The sequence below is a fragment of the Mesorhizobium sp. CO1-1-7 genome (assembly GCF_020164885.1).
GTDB classification, from domain to species: Bacteria; Pseudomonadota; Alphaproteobacteria; order Rhizobiales; family Rhizobiaceae; genus Mesorhizobium; species Mesorhizobium australicum.
In genome coordinates, this window is the sequence record NZ_JAIUHA010000002.1 from 348,673 (window position 1) to 375,109 (window position 26,437).

At 62.2% G+C, this 26,437-nt stretch carries 24 protein-coding genes and 1 pseudogene; 12 read left to right on the forward strand and 13 right to left on the reverse strand.

Annotation, left to right across the window (positions count from 1 at the left end; all coding sequences use genetic code 11):
- Positions 1 to 301: 301 nt before the first annotated feature.
- Both LB516_RS05200 and LB516_RS05205 read right to left on the reverse strand, forming a co-directional pair.
- Positions 302 to 718: a hypothetical protein gene (locus LB516_RS05200; RefSeq protein ID WP_224719061.1), complete on the reverse strand. Its 417-nt coding sequence runs from the start codon at positions 716 to 718 to the stop codon at positions 302 to 304.
- A gap of 330 nt (positions 719 to 1,048) precedes the next feature.
- Complete coding sequence (locus tag LB516_RS05205) at positions 1,049 to 2,929, reverse strand: glycosyltransferase family 2 protein (protein ID WP_224719062.1); 1,881 nt, start codon at positions 2,927 to 2,929, stop codon at positions 1,049 to 1,051.
- A gap of 614 nt (positions 2,930 to 3,543) precedes the next feature.
- Here LB516_RS05205 and LB516_RS05210 point away from each other — a divergent pair.
- Positions 3,544 to 4,467, forward strand: coding sequence for a glycoside hydrolase family 26 protein (locus LB516_RS05210; protein WP_015318491.1), 924 nt, complete (start codon positions 3,544 to 3,546; stop codon positions 4,465 to 4,467).
- Positions 4,468 to 4,599: 132 nt separating this feature from the next.
- Positions 4,600 to 5,118, forward strand: coding sequence for a DUF995 domain-containing protein (locus LB516_RS05215; RefSeq protein ID WP_224719063.1), 519 nt, complete (start codon positions 4,600 to 4,602; stop codon positions 5,116 to 5,118).
- Between the two features lie 143 nt (positions 5,119 to 5,261).
- On the opposite strand, the gene LB516_RS05220 is transcribed toward LB516_RS05215, so the two are convergent.
- Both LB516_RS05220 and LB516_RS05225 read right to left on the reverse strand, forming a co-directional pair.
- Positions 5,262 to 5,711, reverse strand: a complete 450-nt coding sequence (locus tag LB516_RS05220; protein ID WP_141907129.1) for a DNA polymerase III subunit chi — start codon at positions 5,709 to 5,711, stop codon at positions 5,262 to 5,264.
- Positions 5,712 to 5,720: 9 nt separating this feature from the next.
- Positions 5,721 to 7,268, reverse strand: coding sequence for a leucyl aminopeptidase (locus tag LB516_RS05225; protein WP_224713007.1), 1,548 nt, complete (start codon positions 7,266 to 7,268; stop codon positions 5,721 to 5,723).
- 363 nt (positions 7,269 to 7,631) lie between these two features.
- On the opposite strand from LB516_RS05225, the gene lptF reads away from it, so the two are divergent.
- From lptF to rsmA, 6 genes are all read left to right on the forward strand, one after another.
- Positions 7,632 to 8,834, forward strand: a complete 1,203-nt coding sequence (gene lptF, locus LB516_RS05230) for an LPS export ABC transporter permease LptF (protein ID WP_015318495.1) — start codon at positions 7,632 to 7,634, stop codon at positions 8,832 to 8,834.
- Positions 8,831 to 9,916 carry an LPS export ABC transporter permease LptG gene (gene lptG / locus LB516_RS05235; protein WP_181171237.1) on the forward strand — a complete coding sequence of 362 codons (1,086 nt, stop codon included), beginning with the start codon at positions 8,831 to 8,833 and terminating at the stop codon, positions 9,914 to 9,916. The genes lptF and lptG overlap by 4 nt, the downstream gene beginning before the upstream one ends.
- Positions 9,916 to 12,354 carry an LPS-assembly protein LptD gene (locus LB516_RS05240; protein WP_181177929.1) on the forward strand — a complete coding sequence of 813 codons (2,439 nt, stop codon included), beginning with the start codon at positions 9,916 to 9,918 and terminating at the stop codon, positions 12,352 to 12,354. The genes lptG and LB516_RS05240 overlap by 1 nt, the downstream gene beginning before the upstream one ends.
- Before the next feature lie 88 nt (positions 12,355 to 12,442).
- On the forward strand, positions 12,443 to 13,375 hold the full coding sequence (locus LB516_RS05245) for a peptidylprolyl isomerase (RefSeq protein ID WP_181171225.1): 933 nt from the start codon (positions 12,443 to 12,445) through the stop codon (positions 13,373 to 13,375).
- Positions 13,376 to 13,388: 13 nt separating this feature from the next.
- Entirely contained in the window at positions 13,389 to 14,405 is a 1,017-nt protein-coding gene (pdxA, locus tag LB516_RS05250) for a 4-hydroxythreonine-4-phosphate dehydrogenase PdxA (RefSeq protein WP_224719064.1), read from the forward strand.
- Positions 14,402 to 15,238, forward strand: coding sequence for a 16S rRNA (adenine(1518)-N(6)/adenine(1519)-N(6))-dimethyltransferase RsmA (gene rsmA, locus LB516_RS05255; RefSeq protein ID WP_224719065.1), 837 nt, complete (start codon positions 14,402 to 14,404; stop codon positions 15,236 to 15,238). Before pdxA ends, rsmA begins: the two co-directional genes overlap by 4 nt.
- A 49-nt stretch (positions 15,239 to 15,287) precedes the next feature.
- Here the strand turns inward: rsmA and gmk are convergent, their stop codons facing one another.
- The 8 genes and pseudogenes from gmk to fabD form a co-directional block, all read right to left on the reverse strand.
- Positions 15,288 to 15,944, reverse strand: coding sequence for a guanylate kinase (gene gmk / locus LB516_RS05260; protein WP_023773399.1), 657 nt, complete (start codon positions 15,942 to 15,944; stop codon positions 15,288 to 15,290).
- 21 nt (positions 15,945 to 15,965) lie between these two features.
- Entirely contained in the window at positions 15,966 to 16,856 is an 891-nt protein-coding gene (locus tag LB516_RS05265) for a YicC/YloC family endoribonuclease (RefSeq protein WP_224719066.1), read from the reverse strand.
- A 160-nt stretch (positions 16,857 to 17,016) separates the two neighbouring features.
- On the reverse strand, positions 17,017 to 18,312 hold the full coding sequence (gene mltG / locus LB516_RS05270) for an endolytic transglycosylase MltG (protein WP_140726366.1): 1,296 nt from the start codon (positions 18,310 to 18,312) through the stop codon (positions 17,017 to 17,019).
- A gap of 102 nt (positions 18,313 to 18,414) precedes the next feature.
- Positions 18,415 to 19,677, reverse strand: a complete 1,263-nt coding sequence (gene fabF, locus LB516_RS05275; protein WP_023773396.1) for a beta-ketoacyl-ACP synthase II — start codon at positions 19,675 to 19,677, stop codon at positions 18,415 to 18,417.
- 34 nt (positions 19,678 to 19,711) lie between these two features.
- Entirely contained in the window at positions 19,712 to 19,948 is a 237-nt protein-coding gene (locus tag LB516_RS05280) for an acyl carrier protein (protein WP_006203723.1), read from the reverse strand.
- Between the two features lie 212 nt (positions 19,949 to 20,160).
- Positions 20,161 to 20,898, reverse strand: a complete 738-nt coding sequence (fabG, locus tag LB516_RS05285; RefSeq protein WP_224584638.1) for a 3-oxoacyl-[acyl-carrier-protein] reductase — start codon at positions 20,896 to 20,898, stop codon at positions 20,161 to 20,163.
- 34 nt (positions 20,899 to 20,932) lie between these two features.
- Positions 20,933 to 21,052: pseudogene (locus tag LB516_RS05290) on the reverse strand (type II toxin-antitoxin system RelE family toxin); the annotation flags it as partial.
- A gap of 22 nt (positions 21,053 to 21,074) precedes the next feature.
- Complete coding sequence (gene fabD, locus LB516_RS05295) at positions 21,075 to 22,025, reverse strand: ACP S-malonyltransferase (protein WP_224719067.1); 951 nt, start codon at positions 22,023 to 22,025, stop codon at positions 21,075 to 21,077.
- Between the two features lie 243 nt (positions 22,026 to 22,268).
- Here fabD and LB516_RS05300 point away from each other — a divergent pair, with 243 nt between their 5' ends.
- Complete coding sequence (locus LB516_RS05300) at positions 22,269 to 24,230, forward strand: LTA synthase family protein (protein WP_224719068.1); 1,962 nt, start codon at positions 22,269 to 22,271, stop codon at positions 24,228 to 24,230.
- A gap of 52 nt (positions 24,231 to 24,282) precedes the next feature.
- Here the strand turns inward: LB516_RS05300 and LB516_RS05305 are convergent, their stop codons facing one another.
- The gene (locus LB516_RS05305) at positions 24,283 to 24,528 is read right to left on the reverse strand and encodes a hypothetical protein (RefSeq protein WP_224719069.1); all 246 of its coding nucleotides are present in this window, start codon (positions 24,526 to 24,528) and stop codon (positions 24,283 to 24,285) included.
- Between the two features lie 275 nt (positions 24,529 to 24,803).
- Here LB516_RS05305 and rpsF point away from each other — a divergent pair, with 275 nt between their 5' ends.
- The 3 genes from rpsF (at position 24,804) to rplI (ending at position 26,338) form a co-directional block, all read left to right on the forward strand.
- On the forward strand, positions 24,804 to 25,292 hold the full coding sequence (rpsF, locus tag LB516_RS05310; protein ID WP_015318508.1) for a 30S ribosomal protein S6: 489 nt from the start codon (positions 24,804 to 24,806) through the stop codon (positions 25,290 to 25,292).
- On the forward strand, positions 25,292 to 25,540 hold the full coding sequence (gene rpsR, locus LB516_RS05315; RefSeq protein ID WP_006203718.1) for a 30S ribosomal protein S18: 249 nt from the start codon (positions 25,292 to 25,294) through the stop codon (positions 25,538 to 25,540). Before rpsF ends, rpsR begins: the two co-directional genes overlap by 1 nt.
- A gap of 213 nt (positions 25,541 to 25,753) precedes the next feature.
- A complete protein-coding gene (gene rplI / locus LB516_RS05320) occupies positions 25,754 to 26,338 on the forward strand; it encodes a 50S ribosomal protein L9 (protein WP_015318509.1) in 585 nt (194 codons plus the stop codon).
- The last annotated feature ends 99 nt before the right edge of the window (positions 26,339 to 26,437 follow it).

Consider the following 26,437-nt stretch of genomic DNA (forward strand, 5'->3'; position numbering starts at 1 on the left):
GATATTCATGGCCACGAGCCCGTGGCGGTCGAAGGGCAAGAGATAAGGCGCAACCCTGCGCCCACCTCTCGCCCTCGACTCGCGCCCCCAGCGAAGACCTCGGCGGCAGCCCTCGGTCAGGCACCGCCACTTACACATGTCGCGGCGAATAGGATTCGCCCGACCTGCTTTAAGCTTCTGATCTGCATGTCGTTGTCCCGGAACCGAGCACACTTCCGGGCGACATGCATTCTGATTTTATGCATGTCGTTGCCCCGGAACCGAGGACACTTCCGGGCGACGTGCATTTAGGTCCAATGCTCTAGTAACGCGAACGGCAGCTGGCGCGCTGGCCGAAACCGCTCGGGCCGCAAATCCAGGGCGAATGCCCCAGGAACTGACCGCCATTGCCCGGACTGTAGGAAACCTTCACCGGTGCCGGCCTGGCAATCCGTTGCGGCCGCACGAAGGCCGCGTAAGCCTCCTCCCTGGTACGCGTCACGACACTCATCTGTGTAAGCGGTTTGCGGTAGAGAACCTTTGTCTTGACGTGATGGACCTTCCCAGCGTGATGGGCCATTTTGCCGAACCCGTAGTCGATGGTTCGCCCGTTGATCGAGCCGGTCTTGGTTGTATCCATGGTCTGGCAGCCGGACACCATCGAGACGAGCACAAAAGCAGCAACAGCACAGGTATATTTTCTGCCGTTGTTGGCCAAACTTTCCATAAACCTGTTCATCTACGGCTCCCTAGCTTTAAACATAACTCGGTTTTGTGCGGGCGGTATACTTTATAGTCGGCTTCTTTCCGCACTTTTTAAGTGATCATCTCCGCTCAATCTGCATACGTATATTAGAACGAACTTATTAAAATTCGTGCAAACAGCATAATGAACACAGTCTTTCGGTGTTCGCTCGGATATGACGAAAATTCGATTGATTGCATCGGAGGCTGGCGGGGAGCCTGGCGTGGGGGTGCTTCGGCAAACGAAGCCTTCGCGCCGGTGGCAACGGCGATCAGCGCTCAGGCTGGCAGAGTCGGAAGGGCTGTTGCAGGTGTTAGGGGACGCTCAGCGCCGCGTTTCCCAACCTGGATCGAAGTAGAAATTGCGGGCGCCGATTTCGCCCATGCCGGCGCCCGAAACTGGGAAAGCCATCTTGACGAGATGAACGGCGCCGGCACCCTGCTGCAGTCCGTAAATGCCCTCCAGGCCGCGGCCGTAAAAACCCGCGAGCGGAGCTGTTAAAGCCATGCCGGCGAGCGAAGCCTGCAAGACAAATTTGCCGATACTCGGCCGCAGGGAAATCTTGTTCTCGGTGACGTGCTTGGCAATGATCACGATGGTCAGCAGGCTATATAAAGCTGCATTGAACGCGGCGAACCAGTAAAAACCCGTGGCGCTCTGCGGATTTTGTACAAGGAGCACGGGCAACGACGCACCGACGGCAAGCGCCACATAGGGGATGACGACACGAACCGGCAGGAGATCCTTCGGGCCGCGGCCCTTCGGTGTGACGCGAAAATCGACAAACGATTTGGTCAGATAGTCGCGGACGGCCGACAGCGTGCCCGCCAGCACCCACGGCCAGCGCGCGAAGAAATGAAACAGCATACCTTCCCAGCTGAGTGCCTTGGCCGTTACCGGTCGTGAGAGCGCGAACGCCTTCAACATCATCACCAAGACGATCGGCGTAACCGAACTCGGCGCATAGTGGAGAATGAAATCCAGATACGTCACATTGGCGAAGTTCCGGCCAGAAAACAGCGCGTAGATCGGCATGAGATACGTGGAGAGCGCGAGCAGTGCGAACAGCGGGTACCAAAGCTGGCAGAAAACGAACTGCAACCTCAATCGCAACCTCAGCTTGGAGAGATACATGGGCGAGTATTCGAGCAGGATGGTGGTCAGGCTCCTCGACCACTGGAATTCCTGAGTGACGAGGTCGGCGAAAGTCTGCGGGCCATCACCGTGCGCAATGGCGTCGATTGCATGCACGCCGCGCCAGCCCCCCGCGTTGATCAGCATGGAGGTCGAGTGGTCTTCGGCCAGTTCTGGGCCAAGCCCGCCCGCCTGCTTCAATGCGGCGGTGCGCACTGCATAGTGCGAGCCTATGCACAGTGGCGCTCCGACGCTCGTGTAGCCGGACTGCAGCAGGCCGTGCAGCATTCCCTCCACGAACAGTCGGCCGCGGGCCGACCAACTCTCGGCGGCATTGTTGTCGCAAATGCTCGGCGCCGAGACATAGCCGACAGCGGGGTCGGCGAAGGCCGCCAGCATCTCGCGCAGATAGGTCTGCGTCGGCACGTGATCGGCGTCCATCTGCGCGACGAAGTCGTAGCGTTCATAGCCGTAGTGATCATAGAAGAAGGCGAGATTGCCTTCCTTGCAACGGGTTCGGCGCGGCCAGGTCTTGCGATGATAGTCTTCCCGGCCTCGCCGCGTCGAAATCTGGATGTTTCGCGCCTCGCACCATGCGATCGTCTCCTCGGAAGGGTCCTCGTCGGCAAGCCAGGTGTCGTGAGGATAATCCTGCGCAAGCATCGCCTCGAGCGTGCGCGCAACCACGAAAAACGGTTCGGATGGCGCTTTCGTCACCACCATCGCCACACTCGAACTCGCAGCGACCGTGTAAAATTTGGACGGCCTTTTCGACACAAGCACGAATAACAGGAAATACATCGGCATCAGCGTCAGCCAGGCCAGCACCGTCGTCGCGAAGGCGTATGGCCCGATGTACTCGACATGCTCGGGCCTTAGCCACCAGATCCAGAAAAAACCGAGCGTGACGAACCAGAATGCCAGCGCCAGCCTCAGGATCCATTGCTGAGTGGCAGACAGGACGGGAACCAGAAAAGGGCCCTTCTGCGCCGCCTTGGCCAGAGCCGCCCGAGACCCGCGTTTCGGCCTCGTCTTACCGCTGATGGTCGCTACGTCCGCGGAAACACTCATACACGTACCGCCGCCACTCTAAGCGTCAGCCGAAGACGGCCGACAACCTTCAACCCCGGCGCCAGAATCCATCGCAAATTTATTAGAGTCAACTAAATTAAGAGCTTCTTAACTATGCTTCTTGGGAACTGGTTAACCTAGCGCCTTTGAAGCGCCGGGCCGATCCGGCGGTCGCGTGCGCCCGACCAGCGCTGGACAGGCAAGCCGGACGTTTTGCGTTGAGGAATTCACCGAGAGGGGGATGGTCCCCATGTCTGGATGAGGACAAGCAGCGTTAACCACGTTGCGAGCGCCAAGGTTAAGCAACCGTTAATTGTGCTTGACTCTTGGCCCCGACCGGCTCTTAAATTAGCTAGGGATGATATATCGGGATGTTGACGCGAATTTGTGAGTATCGCGGCGAACTTTCTCTCTGAAGCTCTTCAGTATCGGAGCCTTGAGGGATAATTTTGGGTGGGTCCGTGCAAAGTTCGCACACTCGCCAATGGTCGCTCCGAAATCCCGCAGATTACGCCAATAGAGCCGATGGGTGTTGGATGGGCGTGTCGATCAGGCATCAACGCGCCGGGCGAAGCCTTGGCTTTCGTAGGAAGTCGGGCCTTGGGAGGCAAACAATGAAACGCTCCGCAGCAAATGCGCTTGTAGTCACGCTGGTTTTGGGCGGAAGCGCCGCGTTCCCCACGGCGGGAGGCGCCGGCTCCGTCCCCGTGACGGACCCCGTTCAGACGAGCAGCGCCGCGTCGGCATTCGGGTCGTACGATCCGTATGGCGATTTCACCAATGACAAGACCGCCAGCATCGAGGAACTGTTCCTGCCTTGGGAAGACGTCGATTTATCGACGCTGCCTCTGGCCGATGCTTATGCCCAGCAGCGCGGGCGCTCGCTGTTGATCACGATCGAGCCGTGGACCTGGTCGAAGGACTGGCGCATCACCCCGCCCGAGCTGCGAGACGGCATATTGGGCGGCAGATATGATGCCAATATGCAGGCGATCTGCGGCTTGGTGGGACAGATGAAAAGCCCGGTGACCATTCGCTGGGCGCAAGAAATGGAAGACAAGAACGGTCGCTTCACCTGGGCCAACTGGGCACCGAAGGACTGGATTTCCGCCTACAAGCGCGAAGTCGATATCTGCCGCAAGGCCGCCCCCACGGCCAAATATATGTGGTCGCCCAAAGGCGATGAAGGCTTGGAAAAATACTACCCTGGTGACGACTATGTCGACGTGATCGGCCTGTCGGTGTTCGGCCTGCAGAAAAAGGACAACGACGAGGCCGGTCACGACCGTACGTTCGCCGAGTTGCTGAAGCCAGGCTATGATCGCGTTGCGGGGTTCAACAAGCCGATCGTGGTGGCGGAACTCGGCTATGTCGGCAAGCAGGACTATGTTTCGAAGTGGCAGGACGATTCTCGCAAGTCCTATGCGGAGTTCCCGGCGCTGACTTCAGTTGTCTACTTCAACCAGAAGGAAGTGTGGCCGTGGCTGGGGGGCTATGGTCTGCCCGACTGGAGGGTGACCCAGCACGTCCTGCCGTAGACGCGTCGTCCCGATGCGTCCCGACACGATCGGGATGGATCTCCATCTTTCTGTTTGTTTGCCATCCATGCCGAACCAGCGTTTCGGCATGATGGATGAGGCGTGGCGTGAATCAGTCCGTGGAGTAGTTCCGTGAAACGAGTGCTGGGTAATTGTCTTGGAGCGGCATTCGCCTGCTCCGTTCTTGTTCTTGCCTTACAGGTCCCCGCGACAGCCAAGACAGCGGCCAAAATCGCCGAGCAGGCGCAAAAGGGCGCCGTGGTGCCCGACGAAGGCGTCTACCAGATCTATCAGAACCGTTCGTGGATGTGGGGCAATCACGGGGCCGCGTTCTTTGCCGTCAGGCAGCGGCAATTTAACGCCTGGTCGACGGAAAAGGGCCAGCCGGGCTATGGCGACGGGATATGGTTCATCCCCGGCGGCGGCAAGTTGTGCTACCGCGCGCAATGGCACGGCTCCTGGGGCGTGAAGGGCTCAATGACCTGCTTCGAGCATCGCCAGACCGGCAAGGCGATCTACAAGCGCAAGTCGCCTGATGGCGAGTGGTACGTTTTCAGGAGTTCGCATCGGAACCGGTCGGACGAGGCCGCGAAATTGAAATACGGCGACTACGTCACCAGGAAACAGACACGGATTAAGGCAAGGCTTTAGAACCGTCATCCGCGAAAGCCGCCGGGCTGGAGTTGTTCATCGTTCCAGGCGAATGTCGAACTGCTCTTCGTTCTAGCGCAATTCGCCAGGCAAGGCGCTGCGCGCTTTTCCCGGGATAGGTCCACACTTTCCGTGGAATTGCTCTACGCCTTGCGCTCCCAGCGGCGGTCCGCGGCTTGCTGCCAGTAGGTCACGGCGTGGCCGGCGTCCTTCATCGTCTTCCAATGCGCCCGGGCCATCTCGACCTGGGCCGCGTCATGGCCGTCGAACAGGAACACCGCACGCTCATAGCCGCCGAGGTCGGGCGGAGCCGCGCCGTCTACAAGGAACCTGATCTTGGCTTGGTTGGGATTGCCCTCGCCGGTGGTCAACAGGATTGGCTGTTCACCGGGATAAGCTTCGCGATCGGTCGCGTGCGCCAGGAAAGAATCGTCGCGGAAAGTCCACAGATGCTGGTCGAGCGCGTCGCGCCGCTCCTCGGTGCCGGTCTGCACCACGGCGCGCCAGCCGCGATCGACGCTGCGCTCGAGCAGGCCCGGCAGCGCATCCTCCAGCGTCGATTCGGTCAGATGGTAGAACAGCACATCGGCCATGGACGAACGTCAGCTCTCGTAGTGATCACGCACCAGCCGGTCCAGCAGCCGAACGCCGAAACCCGAACCCCAGGACTGGTTGATCTCGTTCAACGGCGAGCCCATCGCGGTCCCGGCAATATCGAGATGCGCCCAGGGCGTGTCCTTGACGAAGCGCTGCAGGAACTGCGCGGCAATGATCGCGCCGCCGTAGCGGCCGCCGATGTTCTTCATGTCGGCGTTCTTGGAATCGATCAGCTTGTCGTATTCAGCGCCGAGCGGCATGCGCCACAGCCGTTCCTGCGTTGACTGTCCGGCCGCGGTCAGCCTTTGCGCCAGTTCGTCGTCGTTGGAGAACAGGCCGGCATAATGCAGGCCGAGCGCAACCATGATGGCGCCGGTCAGCGTTGCCAGGTTGACCATGAATTTCGGCTGGAAGCGGTCGTTGCAGTACCACAGCGCGTCGGCCAGAACGAGGCGCCCCTCCGCGTCGGTGTTGAGCACCTCGATGGTCTGTCCGGACATGGAGGTGACGATGTCGCCGGGGCGCTGGGCATGACCGTCGACCGCGTTTTCGACAAGACCGATGATGCCGACGACATTGGCCTTGGCTTTGCGCGCGGCAAGCGCATGCATCAACCCGGTCACGGCGGCGGCCCCGCCCATGTCGCCCTTCATGTCCTCCATGCCCGAGGCCGGCTTGATCGAATTGCCGCCGGTGTCGAATGTGACACCCTTGCCGACGAAGGCGACGGGCCTGTCCTTCGGCTTGCCGCCGTTCCACTGCATGACCGCCATGCGGGCGCCCCGGGGCGAGCCTTGCGCGACGCCGAGCAGCGAGCCCATGCCGAGCTTCTTCATCTCCTTCTCGGTCAGGATCTCGACGTTGACGCCGAGTGCCTCGAGTTCCTTGGCGCGGGCGGCGAACTCGACAGGTCCCAGCACGTTTGCCGGTTCGTTGACGAGATCGCGTGCCAGAAGCACACCGTCGATCACCGCCTCGGCATCGCTGAATGCTTTCTTGGCGCCTGCGGGGTCGGCGGTATGGATGGTCACCTTGACCGGCTTTTTCGGATCGGGCTTACCGTTCCCTTGGCCGCCCCCCTGGCCGCCCCCTTGGCCGTCGTCCTTATCCTTCCTGGTCTTGTACTTGTCGAAGGAATAGCTGCGCAAAAGAATGCCCGCCGCGAGGTTCGCGGCGTCCTTGCCATCGGGCGAAGCGCCGGCCAGGTCGAGCACCACGGCCACGTCGGTTGCCTTGCGCAGCGATGCCGCAATGGTGCCGCCGAGCTTCAGCCAGGCATATTCGTCGAGCCCCGCGACCTTGCCGGCGCCGATCGCGACCAACCTGTCGAGCGACGTCGTTTCCGGCGCCAGGATTTCAACGATGCCGGCGAGCTTGCCGGTAAACTCGGCGATCGGGAAAGCCCGATCCAGCGTCTTGCCCGGATCGTAAGCCCTGGCCGCATCGCTCAGGCCGCCACTATCCGCCGACAGCACGAAGACCGTGCCCTTCCTGCTCGCCGCCGCCTGGGGCGCGGCGAATTTCGCAAAGGCGATCGACGGTCTCGGGTTCATCATGTCCTGCTTTCGGGGATTGGGCGACTTTGCGCGAAGCGGTTGAAGTGATCCGCGACATTTGGTCGTTTTCCGGCATTTGGCAAGACTTTGCCAAAATGGCTACCCATATGAGACGTGGAATCGAAGGCGATTCGTCGCGGCACGGCCCCGCTTCATGCCGCAACCTGTTGTTAACCATCGATGTTCGTCCTTTCTTATCCATTGCCGCCGACACTCCGACCCGCTGCGGCACGCGACGTGGGACGGGAACCGGATCGCCTGCCTGATGCAGCCCAACGGAGCCAGTTGTGCGGGCGTCGCCGGACAGCTACCCTTAGCGTGGTGGCATGATGCCGTTCGAGAAAATCGAGTAAAGCCTTCATGAAGGTCATTGAACGCTACATCATGCGGCGCACTTTCGTTGTCTTCATCGCAGCGCTGGTCTGGACGCTGGCCATCGTGTGGACGACGCAGGTGCTGGCCAAGATCAACCTGGTCACGGACAGCGGCCAGTCGGCCTTGACCTTCTTCGAGGTCGCGTCTCTCATTCTCCCTTCCATCGTTCCGATCGTCGTGCCTTTCGCGCTCGTGGTGGCGGTCGCGCAGACACTCAGCGTGATGAATTCGGATTCGGAACTCGCGGTGGTCAATGCATCGGGTGCCTCGCGCTGGACCATCGTGCGGCCGATCATGCTGCTGGCGCTGGCCGCCAGCGTCTTTTCATTCGCCGTGGACAACGGCATCGACCCCTATGCACGACAGAAGAACCGCGCCCTGGTGGCGGAGTCGCGCGCCGACCTTTTGTCGCTGATCATTCAGGAAGGCACCTTCCGCAAGATCGAGGAAGGACTGTTCCTGCAGATTGGCGAGCGGCTTCCCGACAACCGGCTGGGTGGCATCTTCGTCGCCGATTCCCGTGAGGAAGGCGTCAATCTCGTCTATTATGCCAAGACCGGCAGCATCATCGAGCGGGGCGGCGAAAAGGTGCTGATGATGAATGACGGCGTCATCCATCGCAAGACGCTGACAGGCGACCTCAGTGTTATCCGGTTCACGTCCTATGCCTTCGACATGTCGGCCTTCATGTCGGCGGCCAACCAGGTGACGCTCCTGCCAAAAGATCAGACCACCCAGTACCTGCTCAATCCAAGCCCCAACGACAAGAACTACCAGCAAAGTCCGCAGGAGTACCGGGCGGAGATCGACCAGCGGTTTTCGGAATGGACATACTCCATGGTTTTCGCACTGATCGCGCTCGCGGTCGCGGGAGACGCGCGTTCGCATCGCGAGGCGCGCGTCAATCCGCTGATCACCGCCATCGCGATATCGCTGTTCGTTCGCTGGCTCGGGTTCTTCGCCGCAAGCAAGGCCGACGAGGTCCCGCAATATTCCTATGTGGTCTATGGCATACCGATCGCGGCTTCCGCGGTGGCGATCTGGTTCATCGTGTCGAACCGGACCATGGAACTGCCGGTTGCCTGGGCGGACTGGATGACAAACCTGGCCAGCCGCATCGGTGACGGGTGGAATGCCCTCAAGTCTCGTTTGTCCAGGCGCGACACCTCGGGCCAGGGAGTCGGCTGATGGGCTGGACGCTGGGCCGTTACTTCTTCTTCCGTTACGTGGCGATCACGATCTGGTTCTTCATCGGCCTTCTGGCGCTGGTGTTCCTGATCGACTTCACGGAATTGTCGGGCCGCACCACTGGCCTGCCGGGCTTCACCTATGGGACGGCGATGGCCATTTCAGGCCTTCGAATGCCCATGATCATGCTGCAGACGGTGCCGTTTGTCGGCTTGTTCTCGGCGATGGCGACGCTGGTTTCGCTCAACCGGCGTTACGAACTCGTCATCGCGCGGTCCGCGGGCGTCTCCGCCTGGCAGTTCCTTTTGCCGTGCTGCATCGGCGCATTGCTGTTCGGCGTCGTGTCGGTCGGGATCATCAACCCGCTTGCCGCCCACGCTTTCTCCTTGTCCGAACAGATCGAGACCGAGCTGCGCTCCGGCAAGTCCAATACCGTTTCAGCAGATGCCGCGCCCTGGATTCGCCAGAAAACCAGTTCCGGCGACACGATCATCGGCGCGCGGGCTATCCTCGACCAGGGCCTGGAGATGGCCGACGCCGTGTTTTTCATCCTCGACCAGCAAGGCAACATCGTCGAGCGCAAGGACGCGGCACGGGCCTACCTGCGCGACGGCTATTGGGAATTGCAGGATGTAAAGACCTTCAGGAACGGCACCATCCAGCCCGTCGCGAGCGATCGTGTGCAGACCAATCTGAAGCCGGAATTCGTGCAGGAGCGGCTGGCGCGCCCGGAGACAATTCCCTTCTATGACCTGCCCGGAAAAATCGAGGTTGCCCGTTCCTTCGGCCTCAAGGCAAATGCCTTTGCCATGCAGTTTGATTCGCTGGTGGCGTTGCCGTTCCTGCTCGTCGCCATGACGCTGATTGCGGCAACAGTTTCAATGCGATTTGCGAGGATGGGACAATCGGCAACGATGATTCTGGGTGGCGTCGTTGCCGGGTTTCTGCTTTATGTCGTTTCGGTGCTGGTGAAGGCGTTCGGCGTGGCGGGGTTCGTGCCGACTGCCATAGCCGCCTGGGTGCCGGTCGTGGTAGCTATGTTCTTCGGGGTGACTTTCCTGCTATACAAGGAAGACGGCTAGTGAGGGAGGCGTTTTTGCCCAGCGACAGGCAGGCCCATTTGGCGCGCCTTTATGCGGCGAGCGCCTTGGCGTGCCTGCTTGCCTGCGGCGTCCCGCTGCCGGCCTTCGCGCAGGAGGTCGGCAACTTGGCGACCACCGTTCCATCCGGTTCGCAGATGCTGCTGGCCGCCGACACGCTGGAATACAACAACGACAACCAGACCGTGACCGCCGTCGGCGGCGTGCAGATCGACTATGGCGGCAACCGCCTCGTCGCCCAGAAGGTCGTCTACAACCGCAACACCAAGCGGATGGTTGCCAGCGGCAATGTCGAGATCGTCAACAGCGACGGCACCAAGATCAATTCACAACACATCGACATCACCGACGATTTCGCCGACGGTTTCGTCAACGCGCTGCGCGTTGAAACGGTCGACAAGGCCTATTTCGCCGCCGAAAGCGCCGAACGCATGGGCGGCGTGCTGACCACCTTCCACAATGGCGTCTACACCGCTTGCGAACCGTGCGAGGACAAGCCCGACAAGGCGCCGACATGGCGCGTCAAAGCCAGGAAGATCATCTGGAACGGTGAGAAGAAGACGGTTCGCTTCGAGAACGCGAATTTCGAGTTCTTCGGCTTTCCGCTGGCCTACCTGCCGGCGTTCGAGATCGCCGATCCCACGGTGAAGCGCAAGAGCGGATTCCTGATCCCCAGCATCGGCTACAACAGCCATCTGGGGTATAGCGTCAAGGTTCCCTATTATTTCGCCCTTTCGCCGACATATGATCTGACGGTGACCGGAAGCGGTTACACCAAGCAGGGCTTCCTCGGCGAAGCCGAATGGCGCCAGCGCTTCAACAATGGCGAATACACATTCAAGGTTGCCGGGATCCAGCAGCAGAATCCGGACGACTTCCTCGACAGCGCCGCGTTCCCCTCGACCGCTGGCCACAATATCGATTCCGGCGCGGTGGGCGATCCGAACAAGTTCCGCGGCATGATGGGCACGCAAGGGCAGTTCGCCATTAACGAACGCTGGAATTTCGGCTGGGACGTGTTGCTGCAGACCGACAAGAATTTCTCGAACACCTACAACATTGCCAAGTACAATTCGTATGTCCATCAGTCCTCGGTCTACCTGACTGGTCTCAACGACCGTAATTATTTCGACGTGCGCGCCATGCATTTCGAGGTCCAGGAAGATACGCCCAACGACAATGCCGCCGCGAGAAGTGGCCAGCAGCCCTGGGTGCTGCCCTCGCTCGACTATGCCTATATCCCCGACACATCGGTCGCCGGCGGCCAGTTGTCGCTCAACGTCAACACGCGCGTCATCCGCCGCGAAGATCTCGACGAGACCTACTTTACCCCGTACGTGCCCGGCTCGGGTACGCAACGCGTGCGCGGCATCGAAGGCGAGTCCAGCCGCCTCACCGCCGAGGCCGAGTGGAAACGGAGCTTTGTCACCGACGACGGGCTGGTGCTGACACCGTTGCTGGCGCTGCAAGGCGACGTCGACTATGTCAGAGCGTCGTCGGCCTCGCTCACCGCGATCAACCAGATGGCGACGAATTTGGGCCAGCAGGACGACATGCGCTCGTCCTTTGCCCGCTACATGGCGACTGCCGGGCTCGAGATGAGCTGGCCGCTGTTGTTCTCGCTGGCCAGCGGCTCGAGCCACGTTGTCGAGCCGATGGCACAGGTGTTCCTGCGTCCGAACGAACAGTATGTCGGCGGCCTCTCCATTCCGAACGAAGACGCGCAGAGCATGGTTTTCGATGCGACCACGCTGTTCGAGCGCGACAAGTTCTCCGGTTATGACCGTATCGAGGGCGGCTCGCGTGCCAATGTCGGGCTGCGCTATTCCGGCTCCTACATCAATGGCTGGGGCACCAATGCCATCTTCGGCCAATCCTATCAAATTGGCGGCGAGAACTCCTTCGCGGCACCCGATCTGGTCAATGTCGGCGCAAATTCAGGCCTTGAGACCACCAAGTCCGACTATGTCGGCCTGTTTGGCATAACCAGCCCCAATGGATTCGCGGCTTCGGTCAGCGGCCGGTTCGACGAACAGAGCTTCGAGATCCGCCGCGCCGAGCTGAAAGCTGCCTACTCCGGCCTGCCGGTATCGTTGAGCGCCAAGTATGCCTTCATCCAGGCGCAGCCGCTCTACGGTTTCACCACCGACCGTCACGAGGTCACGCTCGGCGCATCCACGCATCTTGCCGAGAACTGGCGCGTGTTCGGGACAGGAACCTACGATTTGCAGGAGGGCCTGCTGGTCAAGGACGGGGTGGGCTTCGCCTACAACGATTCCTGCTTCACCTATCTGATGACGTACGCACAGTCGCGTGACCTGAACACCAGGGAAGTGACGCAAAGCATCGGATTCAACCTCTCGTTCCGCACCCTCGGCGACTTCGGCTCGTCGAGCAACGGAGTCGACACCATCCAATAGGCGGCGACATCGTTTCGCCGCATAGGGCTGGCACGGATTCGCGCATCCGGAAGGGGACGGAACTGGCGGAGCCGGGAATAGAATTGGGATGCCAAGGATGAGGAAATACCTCTTTTCAGCAGGGTTCGCGTTGCTTGTGGCGGCGACATCCGTGTCAATGACCGTCATGACGCCGCCGGCTTTCGCCAGCGAGATCAAATACGTCGTCAACGACATACCGATCACCACCGGTGATATCGCCCATCGTGCCGCCTTCCTGAAGCTGCAGCGCAAAAAGGGGGATGCTGGCCAGGAAATGATCGACCAGACGCTCCGGCTCGCCGAGGCCAGGCGGCTTGGCATTCGCATCAGCGATGCACAGGTCGAGGCCGCCTATCAGCGCTTTGCCACCAACAACAAGATGCAGCGCGGCCAGCTCGACGGCGTCATGGAAAAATCCGGCGTCGGCAAGGACCATTTCAAGGAGTTCATCCGCGCCCAGATGGCCTGGAACCAGGCCTTGAGCGCGCGCTACCGTTCCGGCGAAGGCGGCAGCGTGACCGAACAGGACGCGGTGCGACGCATGCTCGACAAGGGCGGCGCCAAGCCGAGCGCCATGGAATACATGCTGCAGCAGGTCATCTTCGTCGTGCCGGCGGCCGAACGCAGCGCGACGCTGGCCAAGCGCAAGCGCGAGGCCGACGCCATGCGCGCTCGCTTCAACGGCTGCAACACGACGCGCGAGTTCGCCAAGGGCCTGATCGACGTCACGGTTCGTGATCTCGGCCGGGTTCTGGCGCCGCAACTGCCGCCAGACTGGGCCGAGCAGATCAAAGCGACCAAGGTCGGCGGCGCCACCGTTACGCGCGAGACCGAACGCGGCGTCGAATTCATCGGCATCTGCTCGTCGCGCGAAGTGTCGGACGACAAGACCGCCCAGATGGTGTTCCAGAGCGAAGGCTCCAACGACAAGGCCGCCGACGATCTCAGCAAGAAATATGTCGACGAACTGAAGGCCAAAGCCCGCATCGTCAAGCGCTGACGTGAGTAGCGCGATGACCGCGCTGGCGTTGAGTGTCGGCGACCCATCCGGTATCGGCCCTGAAATAGCCATCGCCGCCTTCCTTGCGCGTGACGCTGTCGGCTTGCCCCCGTTCTATCTGCTGGCCGACCCGGCTGTGGTCACCGCGCGCGCGCGCCACCTTGGCGTTTTGCTGCCCGTCGAGGAGGTGACGCCGGTGCAGGCGATCGAGGTCTTTGGCCACGCCTTGCCGATCGTTCCGCTGACGGCGCGCTTCATCGACAGCCCCGGCCGGCCAGACCCGGCCAATGCGGCCGGCACCGTCGAAGCGATCGACCGTGCGGTCGCCGCCTGCCTTGCCGGTGAGGCCGCCGCAGTCGTGACCTGCCCGATTGCCAAGAAGCCGCTCTATGATGCGGGCTTCCTTTTTCCCGGCCACACCGAATATCTGGCGCATCTCGCGGCTCGGCACAGCGGCGTCGAGGCTATGCCGGTAATGATGCTGGCAGGCCCCGACCTGCGCACGGTTCCCGTCACCATCCACATCGCCCTGGCCGAGGTGCCGAAGGTCCTGAGCACGGAATTGATCGTCGCGACCGCGCGCATCACCGCGGCCGACCTTGCCAGCCGCTTCGGCATCGCCAGGCCGCGGCTCGCCATTGCCGGCCTCAATCCGCATGCCGGCGAAGGCGGCTCCATGGGCACGGAAGACGAGCACATCGTGCGCCCGGCGGTCGACATCCTGCGCGCCGAAGGCATCGATGCTTTCGGCCCCCTGCCCGCCGACACGCTGTTCCATGCCCGGGCGCGGGCGGGCTACGACGCGGCGCTTTGCATGTATCACGATCAGGCCTTGATCCCGGCCAAGGCGCTGGCCTTCGACGAGGCGGTCAACGTCACGCTGGGGCTGCCCTTCATCCGCACCTCGCCCGACCACGGCACCGCCTTCGACATCGCCGGCAAGGGCATTGCGCGGCCCGACAGCCTGATCGCGGCGCTGAAGCTCGCCAGAAAACTCGCCGACACCGACGCAAGGGCGGCGGCCGCATGAGCATCGATGGGCTGCCGCCGCTGCGCGACGTCATCGAGCGTCATGGACTGCAGGCGAAAAAGGCGCTTGGGCAGAACTTCCTGCTCGACCTCAATTTGACAAGCAAGATCGCGCGCAGCGCCGGCGACCTGACAAATGCCACGGTGATCGAGGTCGGGCCCGGGCCCGGAGGGCTGACGCGAGCGCTGCTTTCCAACGGCGCCCGCCGGGTCGTCGCCATAGAGCGCGACGAACGCTGCCTGGCAGCGCTTGCCGAAGTCTCGGCTCATTATCCCGGCCGGCTGGAGGTGATTTCGGGCGACGCGCTGAAGACCGACTTCGCCGCCCTCGCCGCGGCGGCTGGAGATAGTAGGCAGGTGCGGATCGTGGCCAATCTGCCCTACAACATCGGCACGGAACTGCTGGTCCGATGGCTGACGGTCACGGACTGGCCGCCCTTTTACGCCTCGATGACATTGATGTTCCAGCGCGAGGTCGCCCAGCGTATCGTCGCAGCGCCCGACAGCGACGCCTATGGCAGGCTGGGTGTGCTCGCTGGCTGGCGCACGCAGGCCAGGATCGCCTTCGACGTGCCGCCTCAGGCCTTCACGCCACCGCCCAAGGTCACCTCTTCGGTGGTGCATCTCGAGCCCCGCGCGACACCCCTGCCCGCCGATGTGAAGAAACTCGCTCGGGTCACGGAAGCCGCCTTCGGCCAACGCCGAAAAATGCTACGGCAGAGCGTGAAAAGCCTCGGCGGCGAGGCCTTGCTCGAACGAGTGGGGATCGACCCGACACGACGCGCCGAAACGCTTAGCGTCGAGGAGTTCGTGCGGCTGACCAATGCGGTGTAGCTCTCTTCTCGCCGCTCACGCAGGGCTATCCGGGAGAAGGAAAAAGCGGTCAATCCGTCTTCTCGTCCAGCAAGCCCGACACGAAATCGAAAAGACCTGGCCGGCGGTCGCGGCGCAGCCGCTCTGCCACGACGATGCCGCGCACTTCGGCGAAAGCACGGTCTAGATCGTCGTTGACGATGACGAAGTCATATTCCTTCCAGTGCTCGATCTCGTTGCGGGCGTTCTTCAGCCGCGTCTCGATCACCGCTTCCTGATCCTCAGCGCGGCGCTTCAGTCGCGCCTTCAATTCCTTCATCGACGGAGGCAGAATGAAGATCGAGACGATGTCGGCGCGCATCTTCTCCTTGAGCTGCTGGGCGCCCTGCCAGTCGATGTCGAACAGCATGTCGCGTCCCTGCGCCAGCGCCAATTCGGCAGGTTCGCGCGGCGTCGCATAGCAATTGCCGTGCACCTCGGCCCATTCGAGCAGCGCGTCGGAATCACGCAGCCGCTCGAATTCGCGCATCGTGCGGAAATGGTAGTGAACGCCCTCGATTTCCGAGCCGCGGCGAGGCCTTGTGGTGACCGAGACCGACAGTTCGAGGCTGGAATCGCTCTCAAGAAGATTGCGCGCGATCGTCGACTTGCCGGCACCCGATGGTGACGACAGGACGAGCATCAACCCCCGGCGGCGGATGCGGGACCCCAAATCCCTGGCAACCATCGGTTCCTTGGCAACCATCGGCTACTCCAGATTCTGGACCTGTTCACGAAACTGGTCGACGACCGCCTTCAGTTCCAGTCCGATCGCGGTGACGGCGGCGGCATTCGACTTCGAACACAGCGTATTCGATTCGCGGTTAAATTCCTGTGCCAGAAAATCGAGCTTGCGGCCAACGGCGCCGCCGCCCTCGAGCAAGGCCCGGCCGGATGCGACATGCGTTTTCAGCCGGTCGATCTCCTCGCGAATATCGGCCTTGGTGGCAAGAAACGCCGCCTCCATGTGCAATCGGCTTGCATCCAGATTGGCGGATGCATCCATCAACAGCCTGACCTGCTCGGCGATGCATTCGCGGATCACCGCCGTATCGCGCGACGGATCCGCTTCCGCGCGCAGGGTCAGTGTCTCGATGACGTCGATATGACCGGACAAAAGCAGGGCCAATGCGGCACCTTCGCCTTGCCGGGCCTGTTCCAGGCCGTTCAGCGCCACGTCGAGCGCGGCCATGATGGCGGTGTCGAGCGCGGCCCGCGCCTCGTCGGTTTCGATGGTTTCGGGAACGTCGAGCACACCACGCAGCGACAGCAAACCGTCAGCCGTTGCGGGCGCGACGCCGAACTGTTCCTGCAATCGCTTGGCCAGGCCGGCGAGATCTTTCAAAAACACCTCGTTGACGACTGGTTGCGCCTGCGCGCCGGCGGCACGGCCGATGGTCAACGTCGCCTGGAAGTTGCCGCGCGCGAAACGCTTCTGCAGCGTTTGCCGAAGCACAGGCTCCAACCGCTCGAACCCCTGAGGCAGCCGCAATCGCACCTCGACGCTCTTGCCGTTGACGGATTTGACTTCCCAGGCAATGGAGGTGCCGTCATGCTCGGCGACGGCGCGCGCAAAACCGGTCATGCTCTGCAAATTCATGTCGCCTGCACATTCCTGGCGCCTCACCCCGAAACCGGTTTTCCGGAGGGACGAGTGCGGCTTAACTTAAAATGACCATTCCGCGAATACGTCGAAATTAGACGCCTGGCGTTCCTTCAAATGTCAGGCCGCCGCCTTCCAGGCAACGCTTTTCTTCGCCTTACTGGGCCGCGCCCGCATCACCGCCAGCATCGCCATTGTCGCCATCGATGCCGCTGTCAATGGCAGGCTTCTCGTCAGCTGGCTTCTCGTCAGCTGGCTTGTCGTCAGCAGGCTTGTCGGCACTGCCGCTGGCACCGGCGGCAGCAGCGGCCTTGGCTGCCTCATCGGCCTGCTTCTTCTGCAGCGCGCGATAGCGGGCGACGTTTTCATTATGCTCGTTCAGCGTCGAGGCAAAGACGTGACCGCCCGTGCCGTCGGCGACGAAATAGAGATCGTCGGTCTTCGACGGGTTGGCCACGGCCTCGAGGGCCGCGCGGCCTGGATTGGCGATGGGCGTCGGCGGCAAGCCGCTGATCACATAGGTGTTGTAAGGCGTCTGCTTCTGGATGTCGGACTGATAGATCGGGCGATCCGCCGGCTTGCCCTTGCCGCCAAACAGACCGTAGATGATGGTCGGATCGGACTGCAGGCGCATGCCCTTGGCCAACCGGTTCAGGAAGACGGCGGCCACGCGCGAGCGTTCGTCGCCCTTGCCGGTTTCCTTCTCGACGATCGAGGCCAGGGTGACAAAGTCCTCGACGCTGGCCAGGGGCAGATCCGGCGCGCGCCGCTGCCACACCTCATCGACCAGTTTCTTCTGATCGGCGAGCAGCTTGTCGACCATCTGCTGACGCGTTGCGCCACGCGTGAAGCGCAGCGTGTCGGTGGCAAGGCTGCCTTCAGGGGGTGTCTTCGCCGGCATATCGCCGCTCAAAGCCGGTTCGTCGGCGATGCGCTGCAAGGCCTGCTCGACCGTCAGCCCCTCGGGAATAGTCAGCGAATACATCACCGACTTGCCGCTCTTCAGCAGTTCCATGATGTCGCGCATGGATGCCCTGGGCTTGATCTCGTACTCACCGGCCTTGAGCGCGGAATCGTTGCCGAAGGCACGCACCCCGAGGCGGAATACGCGGGCGTCGCTGATCAATCCGCGGCGCTCGAGCTGGTCGGCAATGTCCTGGACGCCGGTGCTGGGCTTGACGAGGAAAGTGTCGCCATTGGCGGATGGGCCGGGTTCGGTAAACTCCTGCTTGCCGAAATAGAGGGCCACGCCCGCCGCCAGAACGATCAGCATCACCGCCGAGATGACGAAGTTCATGAACACGACGACCTGGCTGCGCGAAGCACGCGAGCGTTTCGGCGGCGGTGTTCCGGCTTCCGGCCGCAAGGCTTCGCTGGCCGTCTTCGGCACGATCGGCCCGGTGTTCGCCGGCCTTTGCCCGAATTCTCCGTTGCCCGACGGATTAGTGTTCATGTCGCCCTACCGTTCGATCTCTCAACGAATCCCCTGCGGCAGAGTAGGGGCGAATATGGCAAAATTGACGACACGCCAAAGCATTGCCCGGTAACCGGACCGTCAGCCATTATACCGCTGGAAGACGAGCGAGGCGTTGGTGCCACCGAAGCCGAAGGAATTGGACAGTGCCACGTCGATCTGGCGGGCGCGTGGCTTGTTCGGCACCAGGTCGATCGCCGTTTCGCGTTCTGGATTGTCGAGGTTGATGGTCGCCGGTGCGATATTGTCGCGGATGGCGAGGATCGAAAAGATCGCTTCGGCCGCGCCTGCCGCTCCCAGCAAATGGCCGATCGACGACTTGGTCGACGACATCGAAATCTTCGACGCCGCATCGCCGACCAGCCGCTCGACGGCGCCGAGTTCGATCGTATCGGCCATGGTCGAGGTGCCGTGCGCATTGATGTAGTCGACATCGGCCGGCGTAAGCTTTGCCCGGTTCAACGCCGCCGTCATGCAACGGAAAGCACCGTCGCCATCTTCAGCCGGTGCGGTGATGTGGTAGGCGTCGCCGGTCAGGCCGTAGCCGGTCACCTCGGCATAGATCTTGGCGCCGCGCGCCTTGGCATGCTCAAGCTCCTCCAGCACGAGGACGCCGGCGCCCTCGCCCATGACGAAGCCGTCACGGTCGCGGTCGTAGGGCCGCGAGGCCGTTTGCGGGGTATCGTTGCGCTCGGTCGACAGCGCCCGGCATGCGGCGAAGCCGGCGAGCGACAGCCGGGTCACCGGCGATTCGGCGCCGCCAGCAAGCATGATGTCGGCATCGCCGAAGATGATCAGCCGGGCGGCGTCGCCAATGGCGTGCGCGCCGGTCGAGCAAGCGGTGACGACAGCGTGGTTGGGGCCTTTCAACCCGTGCCGGATCGAAACCTGGCCCGACACGAGATTGATGATGTTTCCGGGAATGAAGAACGGGCTGATGCGACGCGGGCCGCGTTCCTTGAGGATGATCGCGTTCTCGGCGATGCCCTCAAGACCGCCGATACCGGAGCCGATCAGCACACCGGTGGCGCAACGCTCCTCCTCGGTTGAAGGCTGCCAGCCGGAATCCTTCAGCGCTTCATCGGCGGCCGCGATCCCGTACAGGATGAAGTCGCCGATCTTGCGAAGTTCCTTCGGCTCAAGAATGGCTTCGGGATTGAGCGTGCCGTTGGAGCCGTCGCCGCGCGGAATGACGTGGGCGATCTTGCAGGCAAGATCGTCCACCTCGAACTCGGTGACGCGCTTAGCAGCGCTGCGGCCGGTCAGCAGTTCCTTCCAGCCGTGCTCGAAGCCCATACCGAACGGCGAAACCAGGCCAAGGCCCGTGACGACGACACGCCTCATCGCAGGTCCTCCCCGGTGACGACTACGAAAAGCGTCAGGCCGAAGCCTTGTCGATGTACTTCACCGCATCGCCGACCGTCAGGATGGTCTCGGCCGCGTCATCGGGGATCTCGACGCCGAATTCTTCTTCAAACGCCATGACGAGTTCAACCGTGTCGAGGCTGTCAGCGCCCAGATCATCGATGAAGCTCGCCTGCTCCGTCACTTTGTCGGCATCGACGCCAAGGTGCTCGATGACGATCTTCTTGACGCGCTCTGCGGTGTCACTCATTTGGGGCATCCTCGTCTATTGTTTGTCTGTCTTCGTTAGCGGGCGGAATGCCGCTAATCAAGCTGAAAGATGGTCCTGCCGGAAACGCAACGGCCACGGACCGGTTTTTGCCCGAACCGCCGGGTTGCGGGCCGCATTACACGAAAAATAGCCGAGGTCCAAGCCGAAATGGTGGGTTTTCACAGCCCGTCCGCGTTGCTGTCGGGCCTCGCTCAGATCATCGCCATACCGCCATTCACATGTATGGTCTGCCCGGTTACGTAGGCGGCCTCGTTCGAAGCCAGATAAGCAACGGCGGACGCCACTTCGGCACTGGTGCCCATGCGCTTGGTGGGGATCGCCGCCATGATCGCCTCTTTCTGCTTGTCATTGAGCTTGTCGGTCATCGCCGATTCGATGAAGCCCGGCGCGACGCAGTTGACGGTGATGTTGCGGGTGGCGATCTCCTGCGCCAGCGATTTGGACAAGCCGATCATGCCGGCCTTGGAGGCGCAGTAATTCGCCTGGCCGGGATTGCCGGTCACCCCGACCACCGAAGTGATGTTGATGATGCGGCCATGGCGGCGGCGCATCATCGGGTGAGTGAGTTCACGGGTCAGCCGGAAAACGGCGGTGAGATTGACCTCCATCACCGTATCCCAGTCGGCGTCCGACATGCGCACGAACAGGCCGTCCTTGGTGATGCCGGCATTGTTGACCAGGATGTCGACGCCTTCGAGATCGGCCTCCGCCTTCTGGCCGAGTGCCTTGACCTCGTCACGGTTCGACAGGTTGGCCGGGAACAGCTTGACCCGGTCGCCCAATTCGGAGGCCAGCGTCTCCAGTTTATCAACGCGCGTGCCGTGCAGGCCGACGGTCGCGCCTTGCGCATGCAACACCCTGGCGATCGCCTCGCCGATGCCCCCCGATGCGCCGGTGACAAGCGCCTTGCGGCCGGTCAGTTCGAACATCTCTTGTCCTCTTCTCAAATCGTACGGACGGTTATCAATAAACATCACCCCGATGGCCAATCGTTACCACCAGAATGACCAGACGCTTGTCCTTTACATCGCAGATTACGCGGTAATCCCCAATCCGATATCTCCAAAAACTCGTCAAAGAAGATGTCGGCGGCGAAGAATTCAAGTCACAGCGCAGCCACAGCCGCCTCGACCTCGGCTGCGGAACCCACGGAGGCGGTGGCGATGTCGCGGTTGATGCGACGAGCCAGTCCTGAAAGCACCTTGCCGGCACCGATCTCGTAAAGCGTGGTGACGCCGTTGGCGCCGAACCACTCCACCGTTTCGCGCCAGCGGACGCGACCGGTCACCTGCTCGACCAGCCGCCCGGCGATCCCGTCGGGATCGGTCGACGGCTGCACCGATACGTTGGACACCACGGGAACGATTGGCGCGGTCTTTGTCACGCCGGCAAGTGCCTCGCGCATGACATTGGCGGCCGGCGTCATCAGCGCGGAATGGAAGGGCGCCGAAACCTGCAGCATCAGCGCCCGTTTGGCGCCTTTTTCGGTGCACAGTTTCGCTGCCAGTTCAACCGCCGCCTTCGCCCCTGATATGACCAGTTGGCCGCCGCCATTGTCGTTCGCCACCTGGCAGACGGCCCCCTTGCCGGCCCCAAGGGCGGCCTCAGCACAGGCGGCTTCGACATCGGCCTGCTCCAACCCGATGATCGCCGCCATGGCGCCCTCGCCGGCCGGCACCGCTGCCTGCATGGCGTTGCCGCGGATGCGCAGCAGGCGGGCGGCATCGGCAACGGAAACGAAGCCGGCGGCGGCGAGTGCCGAATATTCGCCCAGCGAATGGCCGGCGACATAAGCGACCTTGTCCTTCAGCGAGAAGCCGCGCGATTCCAGCGCCTTGACGGCGGCAAGCGACACCGCCATCAGCGCCGGCTGCGCGTTGGCCGTCAGCGTCAGCGTCTCTTCGGGACCTTCCCAGATCAGCTTCGACAGGTTTTCGCCGAGCGCGTCATCGACTTCCTGGAAAATCCTGCGTGCCTCGGGAAAGGCATCGGCAAGATCCTTGCCCATGCCGACAGCCTGGCTACCCTGTCCCGGAAAGGTGAATGCAACGGCCATGCGAGGGCTCCCCTGACTGGTTTTGCTTGCCTGATACTACGAATTTTCCCTGCCTGTGACGCAAGGCAGGCCGCCAAGTCAAGCCACTTCAGCCCACGCCAATGGGCCCATCCCCGCGCGAGTGCCTGTTCCGAAAGGCTTTTTGGCGATCACACCTGATGAAAACCGCTCACGAATCGTTCGCTGGCTCTTCTTATTTCCGCCACAGGCGCTAGCTTTGCGTGACAATTATATGACAATCGAATGACGTGGGTTGTCTTTGGGCGGGAAGTTGAAGTGGCAAAGAGTTTCAAACGTGCCGGCAACGCGGCGCCGCAGTTCCTGGAAGACGATCCGTCCACCGGCTATCTGCCGGACCGTAGATGGCCTGTCGTCCGCTACGGGCTGATCAGCCTGGCGATCTCGGCCGTCCTGGTGTTCGCCATCGAACTGATCGTGCGCGGTGATGTCGCCGGCACCGTTTCCTTCTTCCTGCAGCCGTTCAAGCCGGGCTGGACAACCATCGTCGTCTTCGCGCTGGTCCTGATCGGTCTCGACGCGGTGCTCGGCCGCAGCCATCAGAGCCTGATGATCGTCGCGCCGCTGACCTTGTCGCTGGCCTTTGTCGGCCACCAGAAGTCGCATTATCTCGGCGATCCGCTCTACCCGACGGATTTCCTCTACGCCCGCCAGATCTTCGCCCTGCTGCCGCTCTTGGTGCGCGAGCGGCCAATGACAGCGCTGGCCATGGTCGCGGGCATCGTCGCCGGCCTGTCCCTGCTCGTCTACGGCTGGCGGCTATGGCGCCGCAAGGTTCCGGCCCTCAGCCGCAAAGGCCGCCTTGCCCGGCTGACGCTGGCGGTGCCGCTGCTCGCCTTCTTCGTCTCGATCATGGATTACGCCACCTTCTCGTGGACCAGGGACCGGCTGCAGATCATCCCGATCATGTGGGACCAGAAGGAAAACTACGCCTCCAACGGCTTCGCGCTCGCCTTCGCGCTCAACGTGCCGATGGCGCATGTCTCGGCACCGCCGGGCTATTCCGACAAGGCGATCGCGGCGATCGAGCGGCCCGAGGTGACCGCCTCGGTGCCGGCCCAGAAGCCGGACATCATCATCGTCATGAGCGAATCCTTCTGGGATCCAACCAAGCTGCCCGGAGTCACCATCACTCCCGATCCGATGCCCAATGTGCGGGCGCTCCGCTCGGGCTCGATGTTCTCGCCCGAATTCGGCGGCATGACCGCCAACATCGAATTCGAAGCGCTGACCGGCTTTTCCAATGCTTTCCTGCCGGCCGGCAGCATCCCCTACCAGCAATATGTCCGCACCCCGACGCCGTCGATGGCGACCTTCCTGAAGAGCCAAGGCTATAGGGCACGCGCCATCCATCCAGGCACGAACTGGTTCTGGAACCGCGGCGCGGTCTATGCCGATTTCGGTTTCAACGACTTCAAATCGGAAGAGACGCTGCCGCCCATGGAAAAGCGCGGACCGCTGGCATCCGACGCGGCGATGACCTACGAGATCATACGCGAAGCGGACGCCAGCGAGGACCCGGTGTTCTTCTTCGCCGTCAGTCTGCAGAACCACGGCCCCTATGAACCGAACCGTTATTCGAATCCGACCCATTCGGTGCAAGGGCCGATCAGCCAGTGGGCGCGCGACTCGCTGCTCTCCTACGCCGAAGGTTCAGCCGACGCGGACCGCGGCCTTGAACGGCTGATCGAATGGGCCAAGAGGCGCGAGCGGCCCACGATTGTCGCCTTTTTCGGTGACCACCTGCCGCCGCTCGGACCGGTCTATGTCGAGACCGGCTTCCTGAAGGACAACGTCGCGCCGCGCAAGGAACCGACGCCGGAAGCCGCCCTCGAACATCACGCGACACCGCTGATCATCTGGTCGAACCGCTCCGGCCCGGTCGAGAATCTGGGCACGGTCAGCCCCGCGTTCCTGCCCTATCATATCCTCACCGCCGCCGGCATCACCCACCCTTACTACACCGGTTTCCTGGGCGAGATGCGGGAGCGCTATCGCGTCGTCGACCGCAACCTGCTGCTCACGCCGGCCGGGGCGGCCACGCCAGACTGGTCGCGTCAGAAAGAGATTGACCCGGCGATCCGCGACTTCCGGCTGATCCAGTACGACATGATGTTCGGCAAGCGCCATGCCGCGCCCGACTTCTTCCCCGAAACGGTCGACAAGATCGTCGCCCATACGAGTTGAGCCGATCGGCGGGCGCTTAATTTCCCCTGCCGCCCGCCTTCGGAGCAGCCGCTCAGTTCGTCAATTGCAGCTTCGAAAATTTGTTGGCGATCGGCAGAAACACGTTCGGCAGCTTGGCCGGATCGTTGATGGCACAACGCTGGGATTCGAGGCGGAGGCGCTGTAATGGGTGCGGTTGGCGACCGTTGACGGCGTGGCTCAACCCTGTGCGACCTGACATTGCGGTTAAGGGCCGGTTGCCGGGAAAATCGCCGGCCTTGCCGGGCGCTGCCACGTGGGTTCCTGCGGCCTGCGACATCAGGGATGCCGCTTGCCCTTGCTTTATCAGCGGATTGCTTTATAGACGCCGCCAATCTGCCGGTCCCAGCTGGGGGCTGAACGGAGGGCCGGAGGTTTTTTCGAGAACCTTCGTGTGAAGCCAGAAGCGTTTCCGCCTCCCGTGTCTCCGCTCTCGACCGTCTCGTCATGCTCCTTTCTTCCCCGCGCCTTTCGAGGCACATGCGGGTCAGAGAAGTTGCAGAGGCTTTTGCCGCCGGGAACCGGGAGAGAAACGAAGAAAGGCACCAAGACATAATGGCTCTTTACGAACATGTGTTTCTTGCCCGGCAGGACCTCTCGCAGCAGCAGGTCGATGCGCTTGTCGAACAGTACAAGGGCGTCATCTCAGCGAATGGCGGGTCCGTCGGCCGGGTCGAGAACTGGGGACTGAAGTCCCTCACCTACCGGGTCAACAAGAACCGGAAGGCATACTACACGCTGATGGACCTCACCTGCCCGCCGGCAGCGCTCAACGAGATGGAGCGCCAGATGGGTCTGTCCGAGGACGTGCTGCGCTTCCTGACCATCAAGGTCGAGGCGCATGAGGAAGGCCCTTCGGCCATGATGCAGAAGCGCGAAGAGCGCTCCGAGCGTGGTGGCTTCGGCGATCGCGACCGTGGCGATCGGCCGGCCCGCAGCTTCGGCGACCGCGGCGATCGTGGCCCGCGTTCGTTCGGCGATCGCGAAGGCGGCGACCGTGGTCCGCGCCGTCCACGCGAAGGTTTTGAAGGGGGTGCAGAATAATGGTCGACATCAACCAGATCCCGACCCGGCGCCCTTTCCATCGCCGCCGCAAGACCTGCCCGTTCTCCGGCGCCAACGCCCCGAAGATCGACTACAAGGACGTGCGTCTTTTGCAGCGCTACATTTCCGAGCGCGGCAAGATCGTGCCGTCGCGCATCACCGCGGTCAGCCAGAAGAAGCAGCGCGAGCTCGCCAAGGCGATCAAGCGCGCCCGTTTCCTCGGCCTGCTGCCCTACGTGGTTCGCTAATTCTTCCGAACGGGCGGTTCGCCGCCCGTTCCTGTCACCGGCCATGACGGGCATGACCGGTTAGCGTCAAATCCCGAGTTGAGGTCAAAACCTCTAACTGCCGCGACAGGCAGGACAGCGACACCGGCGGCAACGCCCTTTTGCTTCCTGACCTGTTCCAAAGAATTCGGCGTCGGCCTTGTGGACGGACGCCCAACCGAAAGGAACATAATCATGGACGTTATCCTTCTCGAACGCGTCTCCCGCCTCGGCCAGATGGGCGATACCGTCAAGGTCAAGGACGGTTTCGCCCGCAACTTCCTGCTGCCGCAGGGCAAGGCGTTGCGCGCCAACGAAGCCAACAAGAAGAAGTTTGAAGGCCAGCGCGCCCAGCTCGAAGCCCGCAACCTTGAGCGCAAGTCGGAAGCCGCAGAGGTTGCCGAAAAGCTGGACGGCAAGAGCTTCATCGCCGTTCGCTCGGCCGGTGAGACCGGTCAGCTCTACGGTTCGGTGTCGACGCGCGATATCGCCGACCTGCTGACCGCGGAAGGCTTCACGGTCAACCGCAACCAGATCCAGCTCAACCAGCCAATCAAGACCATCGGCGTCACCAATGTGGCAATCGCGCTGCATCCGGAAGTCGAAGTCACCATCACGCTCAACATCGCCCGCACGGCTGACGAAGCCGAGCGCCAGGCCAAGGGCGAGACGCTGACCACCGCCGAAGCCATTTATGGCGACGACATCAACGACAATGCGCGGCCGGAAAACTTCTTCGATCCGAATGCCGAGTTCGAAGGCGGCGAAGAAAACGCCTGATCACATACGCTCCGAGCGCCGGACCGGCGCTCCGATCGTGCTGTCGATTTCCAGTCATTTCTGGACCAATGCCCGGGCCTCTCGCCCGGGCATTTTTGT